Genomic DNA, 23,921 nt, shown 5'->3' with positions numbered 1-23,921 from the left:
GCGTGCTTCTTCGGGTGGATCCCGGCAAATGGCTTTCGGCTACGGGCCCTCGGGTGGAGGTCTCAGATCGGTGTGGAGCCCTGGATGCCGTCCCGTCGTGCGTCGGAGATCGCGTGTAGCGCCCATCACGCACGTAATGCACATTCTTCTTGCGGCCGTTTTGCGTCTGGCGGGTCGCTGGCCTGGGATTTTCCTTACGTGACACCCAGGGGGTATTCCAACGAAGTCAAGGGTTTCGTTCGGCCGCGTGACCAGGGGTTTTCTGGCGGAGTAGGCCGTGTGCCGTCCAAGGCGGCTGCGTGAGGGGGCCGACGGGCCGGGGTGTGGCCTCGGCCCGTGTCGGTGGTGGTCTGGTCGGTGGTCGGTGTGAAGGGATGGCTGGGGAATGACTCGGACTCTGATTACCGGTGGTCTTGTGATCACGGCCGCGGACGAGGTGCATGCGGATGTGCTGATCGAGCATGGACGGGTGGTGGCGCTTGCGGCGCCGGGGACGCAGGAGTGGACGGCGGACCGGGTGATCGACGCGTCGCAGAAGTATGTGATCCCGGGTGGGGTCGACGCGCACACGCACATGGAGCTGCCTTTCGGCGGCACGTTCGCGTCGGACACATTCGAGACGGGGACGCGGGCTGCGGCGTGGGGCGGGACCACGACGATCGTCGACTTCGCGGTGCAGGCGAAGGGCGAGCCGCTTCGGGCGGGTCTGGATGCCTGGATGGAGAAGGCGGACGGCAACTGTGCGATCGACTACGCGTTCCACATGATCATGTCGGACGTGAACGAGTCGACGCTGCGGGAGATGCCGAAGCTGGTCGAGATCGGCGTTTCCTCGTTCAAATTGTTCATGGCGTATCCGGGGGTCTTCTATTCGGATGACGGCCAGATTCTGCGGGCGATGCAGGTGGCCGGGGAGACCGGCGGGTTGATCATGATGCACGCGGAGAACGGCATCGCGATCGACGTCCTGGTGGAGCAGGCCCTGGCCCGGGGGGAGACCGACCCCCGCTTCCACGGGGAGGTCCGCAAGGCGCTCCTGGAGGCGGAGGCGACGCACCGGGCGATCCAGCTGGCCCGGGTGGCCGGCTCACCTCTGTACGTGGTGCACGTGTCGGCGCAGGAGGCGGTGGCGGAGCTGGCGGCGGCGCGGGACATGGGTCTTCCGGTCTTCGGCGAGACCTGCCCGCAGTACCTCTTCCTGTCCACGGACAACCTCGCGGAGCCGGACTTCGAGGGCGCCAAGTACGTGTGCTCGACGCCGCTGCGGCCGAAGGAGCATCAGGCGGCGCTGTGGCGCGGCCTGCGGACGAACGACCTCCAGGTGGTCTCCACCGACCACTGCCCCTTCTGCTTCGTGGGGCAGAAGGAGCTGGGGCGCGGGGACTTCTCGAAGATCCCCAACGGCCTGCCGGGGGTGGAGAACCGCATGGATCTCCTCCACCAGGCCGTGGTGGACGGGCATATCTCGCGCCGCCGCTGGATCGAGATCGCCTGCGCGACCCCGGCCCGCATGTTCGGCCTCTACCCGCAGAAGGGCACGATCGCGCCGGGCTCGGACGCGGACGTCGTCATCTACGACCCGCACACCGCCCAGACCCTGTCGGCGGAGACCCACCACATGAACGTCGACTACTCGGCGTACGAAGGCAAGACCGTCACGGGTCAGGTGGAAACGGTCCTGTCCCGGGGTGAGGTCGTCGTCGACCAGCGGAAGTACGTGGGTCACGCGGGGCACGGGGCGTTCGTACCGCGCGGTCTCTGTCAGTACCTGGGCTGAACAGCCCAGGGTCTCATCGCACCGACTCGAACTTGGAGGTCCCGCGTGGACTTCGGACTCGTCCTGCAGACCGACCCGCCCGCCTCGCAGGTGGTCAGCCTCATGAAGCGTGCCGAACGCAACGGCTTTCGCTACGGCTGGACCTTCGACTCGGCCGTGCTCTGGCAGGAACCCTTCGTCATCTACAGCCGGATCCTCGAGCACACCACCAAGCTGCACGTCGGGCCCATGGTGACCAACCCGGGGACCCGTACGTGGGAGGTCACCGCCTCCACCTTCGCCACCCTCAACGACATGTACGGCAACCGGACCGTCTGCGGCATCGGCCGCGGCGACTCCGCCATGCGCGTCGCCGGCCGCCGCCCCAACAACCTGGCACGCGTCGGTGAGGCCATCGAGGTGATCCGCGACCTGGCGGAGGGCCGGGAAGCGACCGTCGACGGCAACCCGATCCGCATCCCCTGGATCAAGAACGGCAAGCTGCCCGTCTGGATGGCCGCCTACGGTCCCAAGGCCCTGGCCCTTGCCGGACAGAAGGCCGACGGCTTCATCCTCCAGCTCGCCGACCCCTTCCTCACCGAGTGGATGGTCAAGGCCGTCCGCCAGGCAGCCACCGACGCCGGCCGCGACCCCGACGCCCTCACCATCTGCGTCGCCGCCCCCGCGTACGTCACGGCGGACGACTCGCCCGAGGCCCTCGCCCACGCCCGTGACCAGTGCCGCTGGTTCGGCGGGATGGTCGGCAACCACGTCGCCGACCTGGTCTCCAAGTACGGCGAGCACTCGGACATGGTGCCGGAGGAGCTCACGGCGTACATCAAGGACCGGCAGGGCTACGACTACTCCCACCACGGCCGCGCCGACAACCCCGACACCGCCTTCGTCCCCGACGAGATCGTCGACCGCTTCTGCCTCCTCGGCCCTGCCGAGGCCCACATCGACAAGCTCCGCCACCTCAAGGACCTCGGCGTCGACCAGTTCGCCGTCTACGCCATGCACGACCACCGCGAGGGCACCATCGACGCCTACGGCACCGAGATCATCCCCGCGCTCAACGCCTGACGCGGGGCCGCCGAACCTCCGTACGGCCGGCACGACGTTGTGCCGACCCATGTCTGCGCGCGCTCGGTCCGTTCCACGGAGGGGTCAGGACGCGGCGGGAACCAGGGCGTCGAGGCCGCGGGCGGCGACCAGTTGGGCGCTGCCGTCGGCTAGCCGGTAGGACAGGCCCACCACGGCGGTTCGGCCTGCGGCCACCGCGTCGGCCAGGACGCGGGAGCGCTCCAGCAGCAGGTCCACCGTGTGCTCGATGTGCTCGGCCAGGATTTCCTCGGCACTCTCACGTCCGGCGGCGCGGGCGGCCAGCACACTGGGAGTCACCCGCTCGACCACGTCGCGGACGAAGCCGCCCGGCGTCTTTCCGTTCTCCAGGGCGGAGCAGGCCGCGGCGACGGCGCCGCACGAGTCGTGGCCGAGGACGACGACCAGCGGCGCGTTGAGGACCGCGACGCCGAACTCGAGACTTCCGAGCACTTCGGTGCCGGCGACGTGTCCGGCGGTGCGGACCACGAACAGGTCACCCAGACCGCGGTCGAAGATGATCTCGGCGGCCAGCCGGGAGTCGGAGCAACCGAACAGCACCGCGAAGGGCTTCTGGGATGGTGCGGTCTCGGTACGGCGGGCGGCGTCTTGGTTCGGATGCTCGGAGGCGCCGGAGACGAAGCGCTGGTTACCGGACATGAGCAGGTCGAAAGCGTCACGGGGCGTGGGCGTCGGGGTCTTTTCGGTCATGGCGGCAGCCTACGAGGGGAGACCAGCCCTCGCACCGGCCACCCCGGTGCCCTCCGGTGCGCTCCGCACGGGGCCGGCAGGACAGGCGCCCGCGGCGGAGTGGCACCGGGGGTCGGTCACAACTCTTTGCGCTCACGCACGAAGAGTGGCGCGAGTAGCGAGCAATCCTCCTTCTCGATCGCCCCGAATGGAGGGTGAAAGGGACGAATGTCCGAACGCGATCCGGTCTCATGCCGGTGAACCCTCCCCGGAAGGGGATGCATCGCGATGACAGTCAAGCGCTCCACCCGCCTCACCGCCCTCATGGCCGTGCCCGCCGCCCTCACGCTCGCCGTGGCGGCCCCTGCTCTGGCTCATGACACGAACGACGCGGGCCAGCAGACGCAGCACGGCCGGAGCTACCAGGTCGACCTGCGGCAGCTGAACGACTCGGGTGCCCGCGGAACCGCACAGCTCACCCTGCAGGGACGCCAGCTCACGGTGAAGATCGAAGCCCAGGGCCTGGTTCCGGGCCAGCCGCACGCCCAGCACATCCACGGGTCCACCACCGGGCACGACTTCACCTGCCCCGACGCCAGTGCCGACAAGAACGGCGACGGCATCATCACCACCGCCGAGGGCCTGCCCGCCTACGGAGACATCAACATCTCCCTGACCACCAAGGGCGACACCACCAAGGCCAGCGGCCTTGCCGTCGACCGGATGCCGGTCGCGGACAAGAACGGCAACCTGTCCTACTCGCGCACGATCACCGTCTCCCAGGCCGTCGCCGACAACATCACCTACCTGCACATCGTCCAGCACGGCATCGACCCCAATGGCAATGGCAAGTACGACTTCGGCAAGGGCAAGAGCGAACTCGACCCCAAGCTGCCCCAGGAAGCCACCGCCCCCGCCAGCTGCGGCGTCATCGAGGGCCATAGCGGCAGCTCCATGGGCAAGTACTGACCCTCGGCGAAAAGGTGACGCCCAGAGCTCGATGGGCTGCAGCCGTTCCGCCCTCCCGACGGCCTCTGCGACCTCCTCGACGCCGAGGCCGTCACCCCCTCCGCTCAGGACGTCAGCCCCACCTGCTTGGTGCACCGCCGGACCCCGGGAAGCCCCCTGGCGCACCATCTGGCGCCGCGACAGTCGGGCATTCCGCCCAGCGCACCCTGGAGGACCTCATGCCTATTCGTCCCCGCTCCCGCAGGCTGCAGGCAGCTGTGGCGATCGCCGTGCTGTGCATGCTTATCGCCCTCGCCGGCTGCTCCGGCGGCACCGCACGCACCTCCCCGTCGCCCTCCACGCCGTCCGTCACATCGGTCAGCGAAGAACGCATCGTCATCAAAGAATTCCGCTTCGAGCCGGCCGACCTCACGGTCTCACCAGGAGCCAAGGTCTCCGTGGTGAACGAGGACTCCGCGCCCCACACCGTGACGGCCGAAGATGCCAGCGCCTTCGACACCAGCACCATTGAAGGCGGCCGGACAGCCACGTTCACCGCACCGTCGACTGCCGGCGCCTACCGCTACCTCTGCGGCATCCATCCGTCCATGATGGGCACCCTCACCGTGCGCTGACCGCACAGGCCACGCGCGGCTCACGCCGGAGCAGCCCCATGCCCCACGATCTCACTGGCCCGGACACTCCACACCGCAGACTGCGCGGCGTCGCCCGTCTCCTGGCCGCAGCGGGTCTTGCAGCCGACGCCTACCTCCACGCGTACCTCGCCGACCGCTACGACGCCGTCAGCGCCACCCTCAGCCAGGGCACCCTGTTCAGAATCGAAGCCGCCGTCGCCGCACTCGCGGCGCTGCTGGTCCTCGTCTGGCGCCGCCTGCTCGCAGAAGCCCTCGCCTGGACCGTCGCCGCCGGCGGACTGGCCGCGCTCCTGCTCTACCGGTACGTCGACGTCGGCGAACTCGGCCCCCTGCCCAACATGTACGAGCCGGTCTGGTTCACCGACAAGAACCTCGTCGTCATCGCCCAAGTGCTGACACTTCTTGCCGCCACGCTGCTCCTCCTCACCGGTCGGCGCCGTCGGCACGCCTGACGTCCTGCGTCCCGGCGTGGCGGGCCCAGAGGATCAGCGGGACCTGGAGGGGAAGCCTGGCGTAGGCGACGGCTCTCGCGCTCGTCGAGCGGTGGCGCCAGTCGTAGGCCATCTTGACGTTCGCCGGGAACACTCCGGCGAAGAACAGGGCGGTGGCCCGGGCGCTCGCCCTGCGGGTCGCCGGCAGCGCGAGACCGGCGGCCAGAACCAGTTCGGCCACGCCGCTTGCCTTGGTCCAAGCCCGGGGGCTGCCGGGCAGGGAACGCGGCACGATGGAGTCGAACTGCCTGGGTGCGACGAAGTGAGCAACGCCTGCCGAGGCCATCAGGCCGGCGAGCAGAAACGCGGAACGCGCAGGAGACATGGGGTTCCTTCGGTCAGGGGCGGGCGGGAGCGGGCATCCGAGCGTACCCATCGGGGGTGGGGCGGAGCGGGCGGAGGGTGTGATGCTCACTCACCGAGGGCCGGGGCTGAACAGAGCGGCGTCCAGCGGGCCGACACTCCAGACCGTCTCCGGGGTCGAGATGTGGGGTGGGGGTCCCAAGCCGAGGACTTCGGCTGTGCTGTGGGTGGCGAGCGTGTGCCAGAGTTTCGAGTGGCTGATCATGGTGTGGCGGCCGCCGGGCATGCGGACGCCTCGGACGCGGGCCCCGGCCGCCTCGGCGCGGCGCAGGTAGGCCCACGTGTCCGTGGCGGACGTGATCGGGTCGGCTGGGTCGTGGAGGGCGATGACGGTGCGGTGGGTGAGGTGGGTGACCGGCTCGCCGGGAGGGCACCACGGTGCGAGGGCGACGACACCGCGGACGTGCGGATCGTCGGCGGCGCGCAGCGCGGCCCGGGCTCCCATGGAGTGCCCGAGCAGAGCCACGGGAACAGGGCCGGCCACGTCCGCGAGCTCGGCCAGGGCCCGGCGCGTGTCGTGAACGGGATCGGCGCGCTCGCCGTTCCAGCCCCGCACCCGGTAGCGGACGTACCCGATGAGGACGTCGGCATGGCGGGGGTCTTCGCCGAGCACCCGGGCGAAAGCTCTCATCCGCAGGTCGGGCAGGTTGAGGGGGGACGGTGGTGCGAGGGAGTCGGCACGTCCGCCGTGCAGCAGCAGCACGGCGCCGGCCGCGTGCGGAAACCGGGGCTCGGGCATGTGGAGAGCGTGGAAGGCGCCGTTTCGCCTGGATCCGCTCATTTCGTGCTCGCCGGTGTGCCGCGAGCGGTTCTCCGGGGCGGCAGGGGGAGGAAGCCGCTGGTGCGGGCGGTGTATGCGGCGTAGCCGGGGCGGTGGGCCATGTGCTTCTCCAGGAGGCGCTTGCCGCTGCCGATGGTGAGGAGCAGGGTCATGAGGACCGGGGATACGAGGACGGCGAGGGCCGGCTGCCAGGCGGTGCAGGCGAGGAAGTACAGGCCCCACCAGACGAGGCTGTCCCCGAAGTAGTTGGGGTGCCGGGTCCAGGCCCACAGGCCCTGGTCCATGATCCGTCCCCGATGGGCGGGGTCCGCCTTGAAGCGGGCCAGCTGGTGGTCGCCGACGGCCTCGAAGACCAGTCCGCTCGCCCACAGCGCGAGCCCGCAGTACGCCAGGGCGTCCAGGGGCGCGGAGCTGTAGGAGGCGGCCTGGATGGGTAGGGAGATCATCCAGACTAGGGCCGCCTGGCCGAGGTACACGGAGCGCAGTGCGTAGAGGGTCCGGTTGCCGGGGGCCTTGTCGAGCAGGGCGGTGTAGCGCAGGTCCTCGCCGTGTCCACGGGAGCGCCCTGCGATGTGTACCGACAGCCGCAGCCCCCACAGGATGGTCGCCGCGGCAACGAGCAGGCGGCGGCTGTCGTCACCGTGCCCGGCGGACAGCAGCCAGGTTGCGGTGGCGACGACGGCGAAGGTGAGGCCCCAGGCGATGTCGACGATGCGGTGCAGGCCGCGTCGTACGGCGATGGCGAAGGTCGCGAGGAGCACCGCCGCAGCCGTGGCCGCCGTGGCGGCGAGGTTGACGCCGAGGGCGCTCCAGTCGGTGCCGCTCACGCCGGGCCCTCCAGTGCGTACCAGACGGCGGGTGTGGCCGGCATGGCCGATGCTCCTTCGCGGGTGGGCCGTACGGCGAGGATCTGGTCGACGCCCATGCGGCGTTCGGAGAAGGCGAGCGACGCGCCGGCGAGGTAGAGGCGCCACACCCGGGCGGTCGTTGTTCCGACGAGGGCCTCGACGTCGCTCCAGTGCTGTTCGAGGGTGGCGCGCCAGGCGTCGATGGTGGTCGCGTAGTGCTCGCGCAGGGCCTCCACGGAGCGCGTCTCCAAGCCGGCGTTTTCCAGCATGTCCACGGTGTGCCCGACGGGGCGCATGTGCATGTCGGGGGCGATGTACGTCTCGATGAAGGCGCCGCCGCCGGGCGCGTGCGCGCCGCGGGACATCTGCTGGATCAGCAGTCGTCCTTCGGGGCGCAGCGCGTCGTGCAGCTTGGCGGCGAAGGCGGGGTATTCGGCGTCGCCGACGTGTTCGCCCATCTCGACGGCGGCCGCGGCGTCGTAGCCGCCGCCATCGATGTCGCGCCAGTGCCGCAGCTGAACGTCCACGAGGTCGGCCACTCCCTCGCGCGCGGCGCGTTCGGTGACGTACTCGTGCTGGGCGCGGGACAGGGTGACCGCGGTGACACGGGCCTTGTACGTGCGGGCTGCGTGGACGGTGAGGGAGCCCCAGCCGCAGCCGACGTCAAGCAGCCGGTCCCCAGGGTTCAGCCCGAGCTTGCGGCAGATCAGGTCGAGTTTGTCGCGCTGGGCGTCGGCCAGGGTGTAGGCAGGGTGGTCGGGCCGGGTCCAGTAGGCGCAGGAATACGCCATCGTCTCGTCGAGGAGGAGGGCGTAGAAGTCGTTGGAGAGGTCGTAGTGGTGGCTGATTCCCGCGCGGTCCCGCGAGACGCTGTGAAGACCGCCGGTCAGCCGGGCTCGTCCGTCGGGGCGCTTCGGGGGCGGTCCGACGGCACCTAGGCGTACGGCGAGGGCGGTGGCTGCGGCCATGCCCGCCGCCCCGGGGCGGGTCCCCGGCCGATCGCGGACGCTCCGCCCGGCCTGGGAGAGGGCGTCGGCCAGGTCGCCTTCGATGTCGAGGTCTCCGGTGATGTACGCCTCGGCCAGGCCGAGCTCGCCCGGCTGCCACAGCAGCCGCCGCAGGGCGTCGGGCGAGCGGAGGACCACCAGAGGCGTGTCGGCGGGCCCCGTCTGGCTGCCGTCCCAGGCGCGGATGCGCACGGGGAGCGGACCGGGGACGAAGTGGCCGAGGAGCTGGGCGATTCGGTCGGCGACGGGCCTCATCGGTGGGTTCCTTCGCTGAGGAGGAGCTGGCGGACGTCGAGGTAGCGGGAACGGAATCCGGCTTCCGAGTAGGCGAGGTAGAACTCCCACATACGCGCGAAGACCGGGTCGAAGCCGAGCTCGGTGACGGCGGGGAGGTGGGCCGTGAACCGTTCGCGCCACAGGCGGAGCGTCTCGGCGTAGTGCTCGCCGTAGCCGTTGTCGGCGAGCGTGTGCAGGCCGGCGGCGGCGGAGTGTTCGGCGATGGCTTCTCGGGAGGGGATGAGGCCGCCTGGGAAGACGTATTTGCTGATGAAGGTGTGGGTGGCGGCGGTGTGCAGCATCCGCTGGTGGCCCATGGTGATGGCCTGCAGGGCGATCCTGCCGCCGGGCGCGAGCGCGCGGCGCAGGGCGGTGAAGTAGGAGGGCCAGTAGTCGGCGCCGACCGCTTCGATCATCTCCACGCTGATCACGGAGTCGTAGTGTCCCTCGATGTCGCGGTAGTCGCGCAGCTGGACGTCCACCCGCTCGGTGAGCCCGGCTGCCGCGATCCGCTCGCGGGCCAGCGCGGCCTGCTCGGCGGAGAGGGTCAGGGTGGTGACCCGGGCGCCGCGGGCGGCGGCTCGCAGGGCGAGTTCGCCCCAGCCGGTGCCGATCTCCAGCAGCCGGGTGCCCTCGCTGACGCCGGCGAGGTCCAGGAGCCGGTCGATCTTGCGGTGCTGGGCGGCGGCGAGGGACTCGAAGCGGGCGGGAAAGGCGCTGAAAATGGCGGAGGAGTAGGTGAGGGTGGGGTCGAGGAAGGTGGCGAAGAGGTCGTTGGACAGGTCGTAGTGGCGGCGGACGTTGTTCCGGGCCCCGTTGCGGGTGTTCTGGTCGGCGGCGGGGCGGGCGGACACCCACAGGCCGCGGAGCCGGCGCAGCGGCGCGGCGACCAGCTCGTCGACGTTGCCGGCGAGGATGGTCAGGACGCCGGCCAGGTCGTCGCTGTCCCACTCGCCGGCCAGGTAGGACTCGCCGAAGCCGATCAGCCCGTGGCGGCCGATCCGGCGGTAGAAGGCGTTCGGGTCGTGGAGGACCAGCCGCGCTCCGCCGGCCGACGGGCGGACGCCGACGGGGTGCCCGGTCAGGCCCAGCCGGTCCAGGGCGCGCCCTACCACGTACCGGGCGAGGGTGGTTCGCGCGGGACCGGCCGACGGCACCCGGGCCACGTCCGGCCACCGGCGGGCGTCGACGTCCGCGCGGCGGACGGCCGGCGCGGCGGCCGCGGTCCCGCTGCCCTGGACCATGTGGTGAGGGGGCCAGGCGGTGCGGCCCGCGGGCTGGGAGCGAGCCTGGGAGGTGAGGGCGGGGCGGGTCACGGCAGCATGCCTTTCTGCGGTGTGGAAGCGGGACGGGGGTGGACGGGCAGTCCGCGCAGCAGCAGACGGACGCCGTGGAGGCGGATGCCCGCCCAGACAGCGGCGGTGGACCAGGGTCTGCGCACGGCCGCCGACAGCAGGGCGCGCACGCTCGCGGGGCGGCGGACGCCCCGGACGACGGCTGTGAACGCCCGGCCGCCGCCGTGCTCCAGATGGACGGTCAGGCCGAGGCGCTCGCCGGGCAGCGGCAACCGCATCCGATAGCGGCCCTCGACCGCGAAGAACGGCGAGACGTAGAACGACTTGTTCACCACAACCTCGCCCGTCCTGCTGGCCTCGCCCGCCCCCTCCGTCCGGAGCAGGTAGCAGTGGCGCTGCCCGTAGGTGTTGTGGACCTCCGCGACGACGCACACCAGGGCGCCGGAGGCGTTGTGGCACCAGAACACGCTCAGCGGGTTGAAGACGAACCCGAACACCCGAGCGTGCGCCAGCATCACCACCCGCCCGCCCCGCAGGTCGACGCCCTGGGCGGCGAGGAAGGCGTCGAGCCCGGCGCGGATCGACCCGGCGGTGCCGCCGAAGTGGTCGCGGGCGTCGAAGCGGGCGAGCGCGCGCAGCGGCCGGGGTAGCACTGGCAGCCGGTCGACGTCCACGCACCACAGGTACGTACGGTGCCGCACCGTGTGGCGCAGGGGTGTGCGGCGGACGTGTGTGATCACGCAGTCGTACAGCGCCGCGGAGTCCGTGCCCACGGAGCCCGTGGATATGAGGTCGCCTGAGGCACGGGTCACCAGCTCACCCCCAGGGAGCGGGCGGCCTCGACGCCGGAGCGGCAGCCGTCCTCGTGGAACCCCCAGCCGTGCCAGGCTCCGGCGTACGCCGTCACACCGGTGTTCAGGAGGGCCAGCTCGCGCTGAGCCGCGACCGAGGCGGGCGTGTAGACCGGGTGTGCATAGACCATTCGCTCGACCACCCGGTCCGCGGCGATGTCGTCCTCACCGCCCAGCGTGACGACGTAGCCGGAGCCCGCTGGCAGGCGCTGGAGGCGCTCCATGTCGTAGCTGACGCGGACGGGGGCGGTGGAGGGCTCGCAGCTAGCCATGCGGTAGTTCCAGCTCGCGCGGGCCCTGGGGGAGCGGGGCAGGAGGGAGTCGTCGGTGTGCAGCACCGTGGGATTGCGGGAGTAGCGGAAGGCGCCCAGGAGCCGCCGTTCGTCGCCGGTGGGGTCCGCGAGCAGGCGGAGCGCCTGGTCCGGGTGCGTCGCGATGACGACGGCGTCGTACGCCTCGGTGTCGCCGTCGCCGGCGGTGACGAGAGCGCCGCGGCCGGTGCGCCCGATGGCCTCGACCGGGCTGGAGGTGCGGACACGATGGAGTCGTTTGGCGGCAGCCGCGACGTAGGCGGACGAGCCTCCGGTGACGGTCTTCCACTGCGGGGATCCGGTGACCGACAGCAGCCCGTGGTGCTCCAGGAAGGCGAACAGGTATGCGGCCGGGTACGACAGCGCGGTCCGGGCGGGGCAGGACCATACGGCGGACACGAGCGGCAGGGCGAAGTGGCTGACGAAATAGGGGGAGTACCCGCCGTCGTGCAGGAAGTCCCCGAAGGTGACGCCCGCGGGGGCCCCGCGCGTCAGCAGGCGCCGGGCGGCGCGGTGGAAGAGCGGTACCTCCGTCAAAAGCCGGAGGTAGCTGCCCCGCAGCGCGGCCCGCGAGGCGAACAGTCCGGCCGCGCCCCGGGCGCCCGCGTATTCGAGACCACACCCGTCGCACCGCACCGACATGCTCATCTCGGCGTCCTGCGTGCCGATCTCCAGCTCCCGGAACAGACGGAGCAGGGTGGGGTAGGTGCGTTCATTGTGGACGATGAAGCCTGAGTCCACGGCGAGCGCCCGCCCTGCCGGGCCGGGTAGCTCGCGGGTGTGGGCATGGCCGCCGAGCCGCCCGTCCGCCTCGTACAGGGTCACCTCGTACGAGGACGCCAGGACATAGGCGGCGGTCAGGCCCGCCACTCCCGCGCCCACGACCGCCACTTTCCGGTCTGTCACCACGATTGCTCCCGCCACTCGACACGCCGCCCGGCTGCTGCGTTTCACCCGTACTTCGCAGCAGTCGGGCCATCGGATTGGGCGTGATGTGTGGTGGCGGGGTGGAGGGTCCGGACGTGGAGACGTGCCGGTTCAGCCGGTGAGTCCAGCGAGCTGAGTGCGTAGCGTGACCGCGGGCGGGTAGGTGGCTCCTACGGCGGTGACGTGCTTCCAGTGCAGGCGGCCGTGGCCGTTGATGATGAACACCGAGCGGCGCAGTCCGATCAGGGGTGCGCTGATCCCGAAGGACTTTGCCACCGTTCGTGCCTCGTCGGACAGCAGAGGCATGCGCAGCGTGCGGCTTCGGGCGAACATCTCATGACTGTCGACCCCTTGCGGGCTGATGCCCCATACGGTGGCCCCGGCGGACTGGAGTTCGGCCAGGCCATCGGAGTACGCGCACAGCTGCGCGGTGCATACCGTGGTGTCGTCGCCGGGGTAGAAGGCGAGGACAAGTGGCTTGCCACGCTGCTCGCACAGCGTGTAGTCGCGGCGGTGGAAGGTTTCGCCGTCCAGGTGCCCGCCGGGCAGGCGGAAGTCACCGACGATGTCCCCGATTTTCGGGGTGGGGGCCATGAGGGACCTCGATTCGTTGCTCGGTGCAAGCGTCTGGTCAGGCGGGCAGGGTCATCAGGAGCAAGGGGTCGGTGGTGGGCTGGGGGGAGCCTCCGGCGGGTTCGAGGGTGAGGCCGACGGCGCCCGCGTCGGCGGGGTTGCCAGTCAGGAGGACGGTGCCGTCGTGGTCGATCAGTCCGGCCGGGCGCATCGTGCCGTCGTGGTCGAGCCACAGCTGGTAGGTCTTGCCGGATCCAGGGGCGGGCAGGTTCGCGGCGGTGAAGACGGCCCTGTTCTGCTGCTCGGAGGAGACCACGGTGGTCAGCGCTCCGTTGGCCGCCTTGCCGTGGACGGTGCGCGCGTCCGGGGCCGCCAGGACGGCGCTGACCGCGTCGAGCTGCTGCTGGGCCTGCCGGGCCTGCTGTTCGAGGTCCTGTCCGTTCTGCGTCTGCCTGATCGCGACGCCGCCCAGAGCGGCCGCGGCCACACTGGCGGCGAGCGCCAGGGGCACGGCCCGTCGGCGCAGGATCCCGCCGAGTACGGGCGCCGCGCTCGGCGCGGGGATGCGCGGGGGTAGCTGGCGCACCTCGTCGATGGCGGCCATGACCTGGGCCTTGGCCGCGGCGGGCGGTGGCTGGGCGACCGCCGCCGCCAGGCGTGCCGTGGTCGCCTGGAACTCGGCGGCTTCCTGCCGACAGGCCTCACACGCCCGCAGGTGAGCGTCGAAGTCCTTGCGCTCGGCGTCGTCGAGTGCGCCCAGCGCGTAGGCAGCAACCAGGGTGTGGGCATCGGTGGCGTGGTGTTTCATGTGGTCACCCCCATGCAGTCGCGGAGCCGGATGAGCCCGTCGCGCATGCGTGTCTTGATGGTCGGAAGAGGCGTGCGCAGGGCTTCGGCGACTTCACGGTAGGTCAGCCCCTGGTAGTAGGCCAGGGTCACCGCCTGCCGTTGCAGTTCGGTCAGGCCGCGCAGGCAGCGACGGACCTGCTCGGACTCCAGGCGGGTCTCGACCTGTTCGGCGACCTCGTCGAAGGCGGTGGTGTGCTCGCGGGCCGCCTGGGCCTGCTCGCGGTCGGCCGCGGCCTGGGCGGAGCGGACGCGGTCCACGGCCCGGCGGTGGGCGATCGTCGCCGCCCACGCTGTCACAGCGCCGGCCTCGGACCGGTAGCGGGCGGCCTGCCGCCACAGGTCGATCATGACTTCCTGGGCGACTTCCTCGGACTGGGCCCGGTCGCGCACGACTTTGACGACGATGCCGAAGACCAGCGGCGCGAGGGCGTCGTACAGGACGGAGAAGGCGCGTTTGTCACCCTGCGCGACCTGGTGCATGACGTCGGAGAGGTCGGTGCCGGCGTGGTCGGCGGAGCCGCGCGCACCGAAGGGGATCGGTTGGTTCACCTGTGCTGCTCCGGCCGTGGGGAACAGGCGCAGCGGAGACCTGGTGAGGCCGTCGGGGGGCGGGGCGTCCATCGCATGCCGGTCCTTTGCCGTCGCTCGGTCGGATCGGACTGTCCGGTGACGGTCCGGTCGTCTGAACCTTTGGGGGGTGTCGTCGGTTCTTCGTAGCGGACGGGCGTGCGGATGGGTGGGCAGTTCGTCAGCCGCGCCGCCCTTGTGTAACCCGTTCGAGGGAAGCCGGGCGCAGTGGCCAAGCCGGAGAGTGCGCCGCGGCGAAGACCGGTCGTGAGGAGAGCAGAGCGATGTTCTTCTGCTCCCCACACCGGCCGTGTGAGCTGCACGGCCGAGGCACCCTCTTGGGAGGTAATTCACATGGTTCGTGTGCGACACGGTCTGGCGGTGGCTCTGGCGGCCAGTGCGGTGGTCGTCGGCGGCGCGTCGATGGCATCGGCGGATGCCGGTGCCCAGGGTGTGGCCGCTTACTCGCCGGGGGTCGGCTCGGGCAACCTCATCCAGGTTCCCATCCACATCCCGGTCAACGCCTGTGGAAACACCGTCAGCGTGATCGGGCTGCTGAACCCGTCCTTCGGCAACACCTGCGTCAACGCCTGATCGAGCACCGCGAAGAGCCCCGGTCCGCCGCCGACAAGACGGGGTGGCGCGGACCGGTGATCCGCCCGGAAGGCAGTGTGCTCCGGCCGGGTCAGCTGCGGGCGGCTGTCGGCACAGCCGCCCGCGGCACCACGTCCTTTCCGCCTGGGCTACCAGGTGAGGACCGCGATGACCTGCTTGCCTCGGCTGGCGGGACTGACGAAGACGTCCGCCCCCAGCGCTTGGATGATCTTCAGCCCCCGGCCTCCCGGTTCCTCCCGCTGCGCGTCGCGGTGACGGCCTGAGCAGGTCTGCCGTGCCGTCGCTGACGGCGATACCCGCCCGTCCCGGCTCCAGGCTGAGTGTGAGCGCGTAGGGTCCGGCCGCGTGCAGCACCGCGTTGCCGACCAGCTCCGAGACGATCAGCACGAGATCCTCGGCGATCTCGCGCGGGCAGGAGTCCGCCTGCTGCGCCAGGAGCCGTGCCGCAGCCTGACGGGCCTGGCGCGCTGCCTGCCCGCCAGAGGGCAGCGGGACGTGCAGCGTGCCTGGGTGCCCGCAGGTCGCGATGGCGGTGTCCATGATCGTTCCTTGCGGTGAGCGTTCCGTGACCGTAGCCCCGGTGAAGGGCAAGGCGGTGATCCTTGCTGCGGCGGCTTGCGACCGCCGTCGCCGGCGTTGTGGCTGAAACTCCAGGGCTGCTTGCATGGATGATTCGTGCTCGACTTCCTGCCGGATTGCCCATATCTGCGAAGACCTGCGAGCGGCCGTCCGGGTGATGTCCGGCTCTGCCTCCCATCCCGGTTCTGGTGCCGCGCCGAATCGGAGACGGAGTGCAATCCCGGGCGCCCGTGCTCTGCTGCCGCCGCCGTCCGCAGGGCGTGCCCGGCAGCAACGACAGAGAGATGGCTTCGTGCTGAGGCTCAACCGTGCAAGGTCGTTCGCCGTAGTGCTGCTGTGGCTGGTCCTGGCTGTCGCCGCCGGCCCCTACACCGTTCGGCTCGAAGAGGTCACGCAGGCCGGCCAGGAGGTGCAGCTGCCGGCCGCGGCCGAATCCGCCCGGGTGGCCGATCTGCTCAATCCGGCGGGCGCCGAAGATCCGCTGCCCCTCGCCGTGATCTGGACCCCCCGTACCGAGGGTGAACGGATCTTGCCGGACCAGCAGGAGGAGATCCGCCAGGTCGCCTTCCGTCTGGCCGACGGCGCTGCTCCCGTCCTCGCCCAGGACGGCCGGGCCATGACCGCCGTGATCACCACCGGACCTGCCGACCTGCCCGCCGAGCTCGCGCGCATCCGCGAGACGGCCGCTACGGCCGCCTCGACAACCGTGCACCTGGCGGGCCCAGCAGCTGCTCAAGCCGACCTCGACGGCGCCTTCTCACAGACCGACGGCACCCTGCTGGTCGTCGCCCTCGGCGGCGTCCTGGTGATCCTCCTCCTCGTCTACCGCAGCGTGCTGATGCCGCTGCTGGCCACCGCGGCCTCGCTGCTGGCCCTGGCGGTAGCCTGTGCCGCCTTGTACACACTGGCACGGTCGGGCCTGCTGCAGGTCGACGGCCAGACCCAGGGCATCGTGTTCGTCCTCGTCGTCGGCGCCAGCACCGACTACGCCCTCCTGCTGGCCGCCCGCTACCGCGAAGAGCGCACCGGAAAGCCTGACACCTCTACGGCGATGAAAGCCGCCTGCCGCGCCACCGCGCCACCTGTCCTTGCCAGCGCGGCGACCATCACCTGCGCCATGATCACCCTCGCGTTCAGCGACCTTCCTGGCGAGCAGGCCCTGGGGCCTGCGGTGGCGATCGCCATGGCCTGCTGCGCCTTCGTGTCCCTGACCTTCCTGCCGGCCGCCCTCATCCTGTGCGGCCAACGGGTGTTGAGGCCTTCTTCCCCGCGGGGGACGGCCGCGATGTGGACGAGGATCGCCCGCGCGACGGCCCGGCGGCCCCGCCGCGTCTGGGCCGGCTGCTTGCTCGCGCTCGTCGCGGGGGCGTCATTCGCTCCGTTGCTTTCCCAGAGCGGCGTTCCGCTGCACCAGGCTCTGCCTGCCGGCGCGCCCTCGGCCGCCGGGCACGAGGTGATGGCGCGCCACTTTCCGGCGGGGACCGCCAGCCCCCTGGTCATCGTCGCCTCCGCCGCCCAGGCAGCCGACGTGCGCGACCGGATCTCCGCCACACCTGGTGTGGCGGCCGTCGCCGCACCCTTGCCCGGTCCCGAGGGCAGGTCACAAATCCTCGCCACGCTGATGGACGCCCCGGACAGCGCCATCGCCCGCAACACGGTGGACCGGCTGCGCGGCTCGCTGGCCGGGACCGGGGCGCTGGTCGGCGGTCAGAGCGCGCAACTTGCCGACCTGCACCAGGCGTCCGTGCGCGGCCACCGGTTGATCATGCCCCTGGTCCTGGTCGTGGTTCTGGCTGTTCTGATTGTCTTGCTGCGTTGTTTGCTGCTGCCACTGCTGTTGGTCGCGGCTGCCTGGGTCAGTCTGTTCACCGCGTTCGGTGTTGCCGCCCTGCTCTTCCGGTTGGTCTCCGCCAGCGCGGCGACCGAACCGGCCGTGGTGCTGTTCTCCTTCGTGTTTCTCGTCGCACTCGGCGTCGACTACAACATCTTCCTCGTGCACCGGATCCGCGCCGAAGCAGTTCGCCACGGCACGTTGGCCGGAGTCCAGCGCGGAGTTCAGACCACGAGCGGAGTCATCAGCGCCGCGGGACTCATCCTGGCCGCCACCTTCGCCGCGCTCACCGTGATGCCCCTTCTGTACCTCGCCCAGATCGGCTGCGTCGTCGCCATCGGCGTCCTCATCGACACCCTTCTCGTGCGGCTCTTTCTCGTCCCCGCCCTCATCCTCGACCTCGGCCACTGCGCCTGGTGGCCCACGCGCTTGACCCGTGACATCGCCCTTTCCGGTAGCGGCCCTCAACCTGCCCAAGGCGTTGATGCAGCCGGCCGGCCGGCGGCCTCCGCGTCCGCGTCCGCGCCGTGAAGGCAATCCAGAAAGAAGAGTTCACTCTTTTGGAGGTCGAACCAATCCGCCCGGCGGGGCACGCCGAATGGCAGGTGTGAGCAGCTTCCGCAGGACCCTCTTCCGCGCCGCACGGGGCGCGCTGGCCGGGCTTCTGGCCGCCTTCACGGCCTTGGCCGTGGCCGAGCTGGTCGCTGGACTGGTGCGGCCGGCGGCCGGACCGGTGACGGTGGTGGGCGGCGCGGTGATCGACCGGACGCCGGCGGCCGTGAAGGACTTCGCGATCCGCACGTTCGGAGAGAACGACAAGACGGTTCTGCAGCTCGGGATTCTCGCGATCCTCACCCTCATCGCCATCGGCCTGGGCATCCTCGCCCTGTCGCATCGACGCATCGGAGCCGCGGGCGTTCTGCTGTTCGGGGTCATCGGGGCCGCAGCCGCCCTCGGCCGTCCCGATTCCAGCGGCCTCGGTGACGTACTGCCCTCCATCGCGGGAGCGGTCGCGGGAGCCGGCGTGCTGTACCTCTTGGCGTCCAAAGCCCTCACCGCCCCAGCCCCGGTCGGCGAGGCCGGCCAGTCCGACGCTTTGTCGTGGGACAGGCGCGGCTTCCTCACGGCGGCCGGCGTGACCGCCGCGGCGGCCACCACGGCCGGAGCGCTGGGACGGTTCTTCACCAGTCGACAAAGCCAAGGTGCTGTCGCCTCCCGCGAGGCCCTGGCCCTGCCCAAACCCTCCTCTCCCGCCCCCGCTCTCCCGGCCGGCGTCCAGCTGAAGGTCCCCGGCATCACAGCCTTCACCACCCCCAACCGCGATTTCTACCGCGTCGACACTGCCCTGACCGTGCCCAAGGTCGACGCCGGCACCTGGCGGCTGCGGATTCACGGCAAGGGGGTTACCCGACCGCGCACCTACACCCTCGACCAGCTCCTGGCCCGCCCTCTCATCGAGCGGGACATCACCCTGACCTGCGTCTCCAACGAGGTCGGCGGCCCCTACATCGGCAACGCCCGCTGGCTGGGTGTCCCCCTCGCCGACCTTCTGAAGGAAGCCGGCGTGGTCCCCCCGTCACGGGGCGGGAAAGCGGATCAGCTGGTGGCGCGGTCGGTCGACGGTATGACGCTCGGCTCGCCGGTCGAGGACCTGATGGACGGCCGGGACGCGATGCTCGCCGTCGGCATGAACGGCGAGCCGCTCCCCTTCGACCACGGCTTCCCGGTCCGGATGCTCGTCCCCGGCCTGTACGGATACGTGTCGGCCTGCAAGTGGATCACCGACATCGAGCTCACCACCTTCGACGCCTACGACCCGTACTGGGTGAAGCGGAAGTGGGCCCGCAAGGCGCCTATCAAGACCCAGTCCCGCATCGACACCCCCAAGCCCTTCGCCCGCCCCGCCGCCGGCACCGTCACCATCGCCGGGGTCGCCTGGGCCCAGCGCCGCGGCATCACCCGGGTCCAGATCCGCATCGACGACGGACCGTGGCAGGACGCCGACCTCGCCGCCCAGGCAGGCACCGACACCTGGCGCCAGTGGACCTATCGCTGGAACGCCACCCCCGGCGGCCACAACCTCACCGTCCGCGCCACCGACGGCACCGGCCAGGTCCAGACCGAGCAGCGCACCCGGACCATTCCCGACGGAGCGAGCGGCTGGCACAGCGTCTTCGTCACCGTCACCTAGACCACCCGGCACGGCCCGCGAGCCGCGCACGGGACAGCACCAATCCGTACACCGACACCCCAGAGAACAGCCCTTCAAGGAGCAACCGATCATGAACAGCATGAAGATCCGCCGCACCGCGATCGCCGTCGCCGCGGCCACCCTGCTGCCCCTGTCCCTGGCCGCGTGTTCCGACTCCGGCAGCGACACCAAGGCCGCACCCTCCGCGGGCCCGGAGGAGGCCGCGAAGACCAGCGAGAGCACCCCGTCGGACAGCGCGATGACCGACGACCAGCCCTTCGGCCCCGCCTGCGCCGGCGTGCCGAAGGAGGGCGCCGGCTCCTTCGACGGCATGGCCAAGGACCCCGTCGCGACCGCCGCCTCGAACAACCCGGCCCTGTCCACCCTGGTCACCGCCGTGAAGAAGGCCGGCCTGGTCGACACCCTCAACAACGCGCAGAACATCACGGTCTTCGCGCCGACGAACGACGCCTTCGCCAAGATCCCGAAGGCCGACCTCGACAAGGTTCTCGCCGACAAGGACATGCTCACCAAGGTCCTCACCTACCACGTCGTCGGTGAGAAGCTGACGCCGAAGCAGCTGGAGAACGGCTCCTTCGAGACCCTCCAGAAGGGCATGATCACCACCAAGGGGTCCGGCGAGAACTACACCGTCAACGACACCTCCAAGGTCGTCTGCGGCAACGTCAAGACCGCCAACGCCAACGTCTACATCGTCGACACCGTCCTCATGCCCAAGTAAACGCCGCCCCAGCAGCAACGCATGCCGGCGCTGTGCCCTTTCGTCTCGAAGGGGCACAGCGCGCCGACGTCACGGCCGCACACCGCACAGCCGGATCCGTCCGCCATCCCTGAGCGGCATGTGTTTGATCACCGGATCATCGCGCTCCGATCTTCGGAGATCATTTCTAGCGCTACACGGGCGGAGGTAAGATCCCCCAAGTGCTTGAGGGCATCGTGCGCAGATCCCCGGCCTGCGTGACGCGGAGGGGCATGTCCGAGCCGTTCGGGTGTTCAACAGCGGTTCGCTCGCTGGGCGGCGAGCCACACTTTCGGCCGCGTGCTGGCAGCGGGGCAATCCCGAGGCTAGGTCGACTGCCCGGCCACAATCAACATCTCCCGTGAGAGATTCATCGCGTGCACGCGGGCTATGTGTCACACGGCCGCACTGTGAAGCTCTCCACTCCCCCTCACCCGATGCATGTCTCTTCTTCTGGATGAAGTCCGGTCACTTTCAGGGCAGCGCGCGGCGTTGGGCTGTGGGTGGGTGTGGCGATAGGACTTTTGACAGCCAACCGGGCGATTGAGGGCTATAGCGCCCATCCTTTGCGGCAGGGGGTGTCGAAGCATTCACAGACTCGCCCCCGACATGGGTGTGGGCTGTTGATCGATCGGAGTCCTCTCGTGCGTACTCGCATCGCCACCACCGTCACGGCTGCCGCGGTGGCTGCTGCCCTGATGTCGCCCGTGCTGGCCTCGGCCCACACGGGCGATGCCAGCCCGTTCGGGCCGGGGAACCGCGCCGCGGGCCACAGCCTGATCAGCGTGGGCCTGACGTCGGACCAGCGCCTGGTGGGCTTCGATGTCCACAAGCCGTCCGAGACCTGGGCGCTGGGGAAGGTCTCCGGCCTCCGCGGCGACACGGTGCTGGTCGGCATTGACTTCCGGGTCCAGAACGGCAAGCTCTACGGCGTCGGCGAGAAGGGCGGCGTCTACACGCTCAGCAGCAGCGCGAAGGCCGTCAAGGTCTCCCAGCTGACCGTCGCTCTCCAGGGCAAGCACTTCGGCGTCGACTTCAACCCCGCCGCCGACCGCCTGCGCGTCATCAGCGACACCGGACAGAACCTGCGCCACAACGTCAACTCCCCCGCCACCCCCACCGTCGTCGATGGCACGCTCACCAACCCGACCATGCCGCCCTCCACCGCCCTGGGCGTCACCGGCGCCGCGTACACCAACAACGACCTCAGCGCGGCCACCGCGACCTCGCTGTTCGACATCGACACCACCAACGACCGCGTCTCGCTGCAGTCCCCGGCCAACGCCGGCACCCTCGCACCCACCGGGAACCTCGGAGCGAACGCCGGCCCGTCGGCCGGATTCGACATCTACTACAAGGCATCCGACGGCTCCAACCGCGGCTTCGCCGCCCTGTCCACCGACGGCAAGCAGCGTTTCTACAAGATCAACATCCTCAACGGCCGTGCCGACCTCGTCGGTGCCTTCCCCGCCTCCCGCCAGGTCGTCGACATCGCCCTGCCCCTGGACCAGAACTGACGGGCCCACACGCAGACGGTCAGTCGCCCCAGCGCCTTTCGGCCCTCGCTTGCGAGCCCGGACCCGATGACGCTTGGCAGCCCACACCCGTCTCCGGCCTCGAAGTACGTATCGAGCCGGGCAGGAACGAGACCCGGCTCCTGGGATGGGAAGGACTCCTGCCGGCATCGCTGATCTGCTGCCTCGGAGACTGACCACATCCTCAGACACAGCGCCCCCTCCCGCAGGGGGCGCTGCGCTGAGTCCCAGCCTCATCTGGCGTGGAAGCCGGCTTCCTCCGGTCATGTCGCGCTGCTCACGTACGGCCGGCAGGTAACGCTGCCGCTGTTTCTCTTATGCACTAGCTCAGGTGGCGGTCCGTCACTGAAGAGCTGACGGTGGGCCATGTCGCTGCGTATGGAAGCAGACAACGGTCTGCTGACGCAGCGGATGGAAGGAAGCCTTTGATGCGCTCTGCCCGCATTCTCTTTGCCGCCACCGCCACCGCCGCCGCTCTGGCACTCACCACGCCCGGCGCCTACGCGTTCACGGCCGGGGACTGGGACAAGGGCGACTCCGCCCACAGCCAGAAGCGTGACCACGACAAGCCGCACGGCGGGATGCATACCGGTGGCGGCGCGCTCACCGCGGTCAGCGGTGACGACTGGTCGAAGGACGAGCACGGCAAGAAGGAGCACCACAAGAGCGACAAGGACCACGGCAAGCCGCACGGCGGGATGCACACCGGTGGCGGCGCGCTCACCGCGGTCAGCGGTGACGACTGGTCGAAGGAGCATGACAAGGGCGGCAAGCATGAGAAGGACCACGACAAGCCGCACGGCGGGATGCACACCGGCTCCGGCGCCCTGTCCCTGATCGGCGGCGACGACTGGTCCAAGGACAAGCACGAGAAGAAGGACCACGACAAGCCGTACGGCGGTATGCACACGGGGTCGGGCGCGCTGTCCGCGGTCAACGCCGATGACTGGGGCAAGCCCGAGCAGCAGAAGTCGGAGGGCTACAAGCACGACAAGCCTAAGGGCGGCATGCACACCGGTGGCGGTGGCCTCGCGGGGAACAGCGTGAGCCTGTCCGGTGCGCTGGTGCTGGCGGCCGGGGCGGGCGCGTTCGTTCTCTACCGCCGTAAGAAGACTGCCGGCGCGTCCGCGTGATAGCCGACCCGGCGCAGGAGCTGCCGCACTGAGGGCAGCCCCTGCGCCGTGGAAACCGTCTCTGCTCGCCACGCGACCCCGGATCCGCCATGCCCGATGAGAAGACGTCTGTGAAGCAACCCCCACCCGACTCCGCCGGCGAAGATGCCTCCCGCCGCCGTCCGGCACGATGGGTCGCGCCCACGGTGTTCTGGACGACGGCACTCGCCGCGCTCCTGGTCCTCCTCGGACCGAAGACGTTCACGCAGGGCGAGGCTGACACTCCACGATCCGAGGCATCCTCCACGGCCCTGTCGGCCCCCGTCGGCGCCTCGACACCTTCCCGCGCGCCCCACCAGGCCCCGCCGGGAACCGGACCGACGTCCAGTCCCGCCATGTCGCGAGCGATCCCCACCCGCCTGAAGATCGACAAGATCGGTGTAGACGCTCCGTTCACCGACCTGGAGATCGGGCCTTCAGGGGCCCTGGATCCACCCCCGGCCGACGACGTCAACCTCGTCGGATGGCACGCCGCCGGCATCGCTCCCGGCGAGCGGGGGACCGCGCTCATCGCCGGCCACCTGGACACGGCCACCGCACCGGCCGTCTTCGCCCGGCTCGGCGAACTTCAGACCGGCGACTCCTTCGAAGTCACGCGCGCCGACGGCACCACCGCGGTCTTCCTCGTCGACTCCGTGGAGAGCTTCAGCAAGGACGACTTCCCGAACCAGCGCGTGTACGACGACACCCCCGACGCTCTCGTCCGGCTCATCACCTGTGCGGGCCCCTACGACCGCACGGCCAAGGACTACACCGAGAACCTCGTCGTCTTCGCCCACCTGCAACCCGCCGACTGACCCCCCGCTCCCGCGCAACCACCCACACTGGCCAGCGCCTGCGGTCAGCATGCCCGCGCCCACGCACGCGCGTGGAGGGGGCAACCCGTAACAGTCTGAAAGGCCCGCCACCCTGGGTGGCGGGCCTTTCGATGCGGGCTCTCCAGCGGCC

22 protein-coding genes and 1 pseudogene are annotated in these 23,921 nt (G+C 70.4%); 12 read left to right on the top strand and 11 right to left on the bottom strand.

Features of this window, described 5'->3' with window-relative positions:
- Positions 1–385 precede the first annotated feature (385 nt).
- The gene (gene hydA / locus QK442_RS33570) at positions 386–1,777 is read left to right on the top strand and encodes a dihydropyrimidinase (RefSeq protein ID WP_282697898.1); all 1,392 of its coding nucleotides are present in this window, start codon (positions 386–388) and stop codon (positions 1,775–1,777) included.
- Positions 1,778–1,822: 45 nt separating this feature from the next.
- Positions 1,823–2,839 (top strand): TIGR03842 family LLM class F420-dependent oxidoreductase, encoded by a 1,017-nt coding sequence (locus QK442_RS33565; protein ID WP_282697897.1) that lies wholly within the window; start codon positions 1,823–1,825, stop codon positions 2,837–2,839.
- Positions 2,840–2,923: 84 nt separating this feature from the next.
- Here the strand turns inward: QK442_RS33565 and QK442_RS33560 are convergent, their stop codons facing one another.
- Positions 2,924–3,568 (bottom strand): carbonic anhydrase, encoded by a 645-nt coding sequence (locus QK442_RS33560; protein WP_282697896.1) that lies wholly within the window; start codon positions 3,566–3,568, stop codon positions 2,924–2,926.
- Positions 3,569–3,835: 267 nt separating this feature from the next.
- Here QK442_RS33560 and QK442_RS33555 point away from each other — a divergent pair.
- The 3 genes and pseudogenes from QK442_RS33555 to QK442_RS33545 form a co-directional block, all read left to right on the top strand.
- Positions 3,836–4,486, top strand: a pseudogene (locus QK442_RS33555) (hypothetical protein); the annotation flags it as partial.
- A 287-nt stretch (positions 4,487–4,773) separates the two neighbouring features.
- A complete protein-coding gene (locus QK442_RS33550) occupies positions 4,774–5,130 on the top strand; it encodes a cupredoxin domain-containing protein (RefSeq protein WP_282697895.1) in 357 nt (118 codons plus the stop codon).
- Between the two features lie 38 nt (positions 5,131–5,168).
- Positions 5,169–5,603 carry a hypothetical protein gene (locus tag QK442_RS33545; protein WP_282697894.1) on the top strand — a complete coding sequence of 145 codons (435 nt, stop codon included), beginning with the start codon at positions 5,169–5,171 and terminating at the stop codon, positions 5,601–5,603.
- Here the strand turns inward: QK442_RS33545 and QK442_RS33540 are convergent.
- From QK442_RS33540 to sigK, 10 genes are all read right to left on the bottom strand, one after another.
- On the bottom strand, positions 5,575–5,967 hold the full coding sequence (locus QK442_RS33540; protein WP_282697893.1) for a hypothetical protein: 393 nt from the start codon (positions 5,965–5,967) through the stop codon (positions 5,575–5,577). The genes QK442_RS33545 and QK442_RS33540 overlap by 29 nt on opposite strands.
- A gap of 90 nt (positions 5,968–6,057) precedes the next feature.
- Positions 6,058–6,744, bottom strand: coding sequence for an alpha/beta fold hydrolase (locus QK442_RS33535; protein ID WP_282697892.1), 687 nt, complete (start codon positions 6,742–6,744; stop codon positions 6,058–6,060).
- Positions 6,745–6,782: 38 nt separating this feature from the next.
- Entirely contained in the window at positions 6,783–7,613 is an 831-nt protein-coding gene (locus tag QK442_RS33530; RefSeq protein WP_282697891.1) for a DUF1295 domain-containing protein, read from the bottom strand.
- Positions 7,610–8,896, bottom strand: coding sequence for a cyclopropane-fatty-acyl-phospholipid synthase family protein (locus QK442_RS33525; protein WP_282697890.1), 1,287 nt, complete (start codon positions 8,894–8,896; stop codon positions 7,610–7,612). The genes QK442_RS33530 and QK442_RS33525 overlap by 4 nt, the downstream gene beginning before the upstream one ends.
- Positions 8,893–10,233 carry a class I SAM-dependent methyltransferase gene (locus tag QK442_RS33520; protein ID WP_282697889.1) on the bottom strand — a complete coding sequence of 447 codons (1,341 nt, stop codon included), beginning with the start codon at positions 10,231–10,233 and terminating at the stop codon, positions 8,893–8,895. The genes QK442_RS33525 and QK442_RS33520 overlap by 4 nt, the downstream gene beginning before the upstream one ends.
- Positions 10,230–10,985 carry a DUF1365 domain-containing protein gene (locus QK442_RS33515; RefSeq protein WP_282697888.1) on the bottom strand — a complete coding sequence of 252 codons (756 nt, stop codon included), beginning with the start codon at positions 10,983–10,985 and terminating at the stop codon, positions 10,230–10,232. Before QK442_RS33515 ends, QK442_RS33520 begins: the two co-directional genes overlap by 4 nt.
- 35 nt (positions 10,986–11,020) lie before the next feature.
- The gene (locus tag QK442_RS33510; protein WP_282697901.1) at positions 11,021–12,286 is read right to left on the bottom strand and encodes an FAD-dependent oxidoreductase; all 1,266 of its coding nucleotides are present in this window, start codon (positions 12,284–12,286) and stop codon (positions 11,021–11,023) included.
- Positions 12,287–12,412: 126 nt separating this feature from the next.
- Positions 12,413–12,895 (bottom strand): peroxiredoxin, encoded by a 483-nt coding sequence (locus QK442_RS33505; protein ID WP_282697887.1) that lies wholly within the window; start codon positions 12,893–12,895, stop codon positions 12,413–12,415.
- Between the two features lie 37 nt (positions 12,896–12,932).
- Positions 12,933–13,682, bottom strand: a complete 750-nt coding sequence (locus QK442_RS33500) for an anti-sigma factor (RefSeq protein WP_282697886.1) — start codon at positions 13,680–13,682, stop codon at positions 12,933–12,935.
- Positions 13,679–14,272 (bottom strand): ECF RNA polymerase sigma factor SigK, encoded by a 594-nt coding sequence (gene sigK / locus QK442_RS33495; protein ID WP_282697900.1) that lies wholly within the window; start codon positions 14,270–14,272, stop codon positions 13,679–13,681. Before sigK ends, QK442_RS33500 begins: the two co-directional genes overlap by 4 nt.
- A 372-nt stretch (positions 14,273–14,644) precedes the next feature.
- Between sigK and QK442_RS33490 the strand changes: the two genes are divergently transcribed.
- The 7 genes from QK442_RS33490 (at position 14,645) to QK442_RS33460 (ending at position 23,770) form a co-directional block, all read left to right on the top strand.
- On the top strand, positions 14,645–14,884 hold the full coding sequence (locus tag QK442_RS33490; protein ID WP_282697885.1) for a chaplin: 240 nt from the start codon (positions 14,645–14,647) through the stop codon (positions 14,882–14,884).
- Positions 14,885–15,812: 928 nt separating this feature from the next.
- Complete coding sequence (locus QK442_RS33485; RefSeq protein ID WP_282697884.1) at positions 15,813–17,846, top strand: MMPL family transporter; 2,034 nt, start codon at positions 15,813–15,815, stop codon at positions 17,844–17,846.
- Positions 17,847–17,913: 67 nt separating this feature from the next.
- Positions 17,914–19,506: a molybdopterin-dependent oxidoreductase gene (locus tag QK442_RS33480; protein ID WP_282697883.1), complete on the top strand. Its 1,593-nt coding sequence runs from the start codon at positions 17,914–17,916 to the stop codon at positions 19,504–19,506.
- Positions 19,507–19,597: 91 nt separating this feature from the next.
- Complete coding sequence (locus QK442_RS33475; protein WP_282697882.1) at positions 19,598–20,248, top strand: fasciclin domain-containing protein; 651 nt, start codon at positions 19,598–19,600, stop codon at positions 20,246–20,248.
- A gap of 662 nt (positions 20,249–20,910) precedes the next feature.
- Positions 20,911–21,783: a DUF4394 domain-containing protein gene (locus tag QK442_RS33470; protein ID WP_282697881.1), complete on the top strand. Its 873-nt coding sequence runs from the start codon at positions 20,911–20,913 to the stop codon at positions 21,781–21,783.
- A gap of 446 nt (positions 21,784–22,229) precedes the next feature.
- A complete protein-coding gene (locus tag QK442_RS33465) occupies positions 22,230–22,934 on the top strand; it encodes a hypothetical protein (RefSeq protein WP_282697880.1) in 705 nt (234 codons plus the stop codon).
- An 89-nt stretch (positions 22,935–23,023) separates the two neighbouring features.
- Positions 23,024–23,770, top strand: a complete 747-nt coding sequence (locus QK442_RS33460; protein ID WP_282697879.1) for a class F sortase — start codon at positions 23,024–23,026, stop codon at positions 23,768–23,770.
- The last annotated feature ends 151 nt before the right edge of the window (positions 23,771–23,921 follow it).

Origin of the sequence: Streptomyces sp. CC208A (assembly GCF_030010625.1) — a bacterium.
GTDB lineage: Bacteria > Actinomycetota > Actinomycetes > Streptomycetales > Streptomycetaceae > Streptomyces.
The sequence above is the reverse complement of the archived record's forward strand: the minus strand, read 5'-3'. Positions and strand labels throughout refer to the sequence as shown.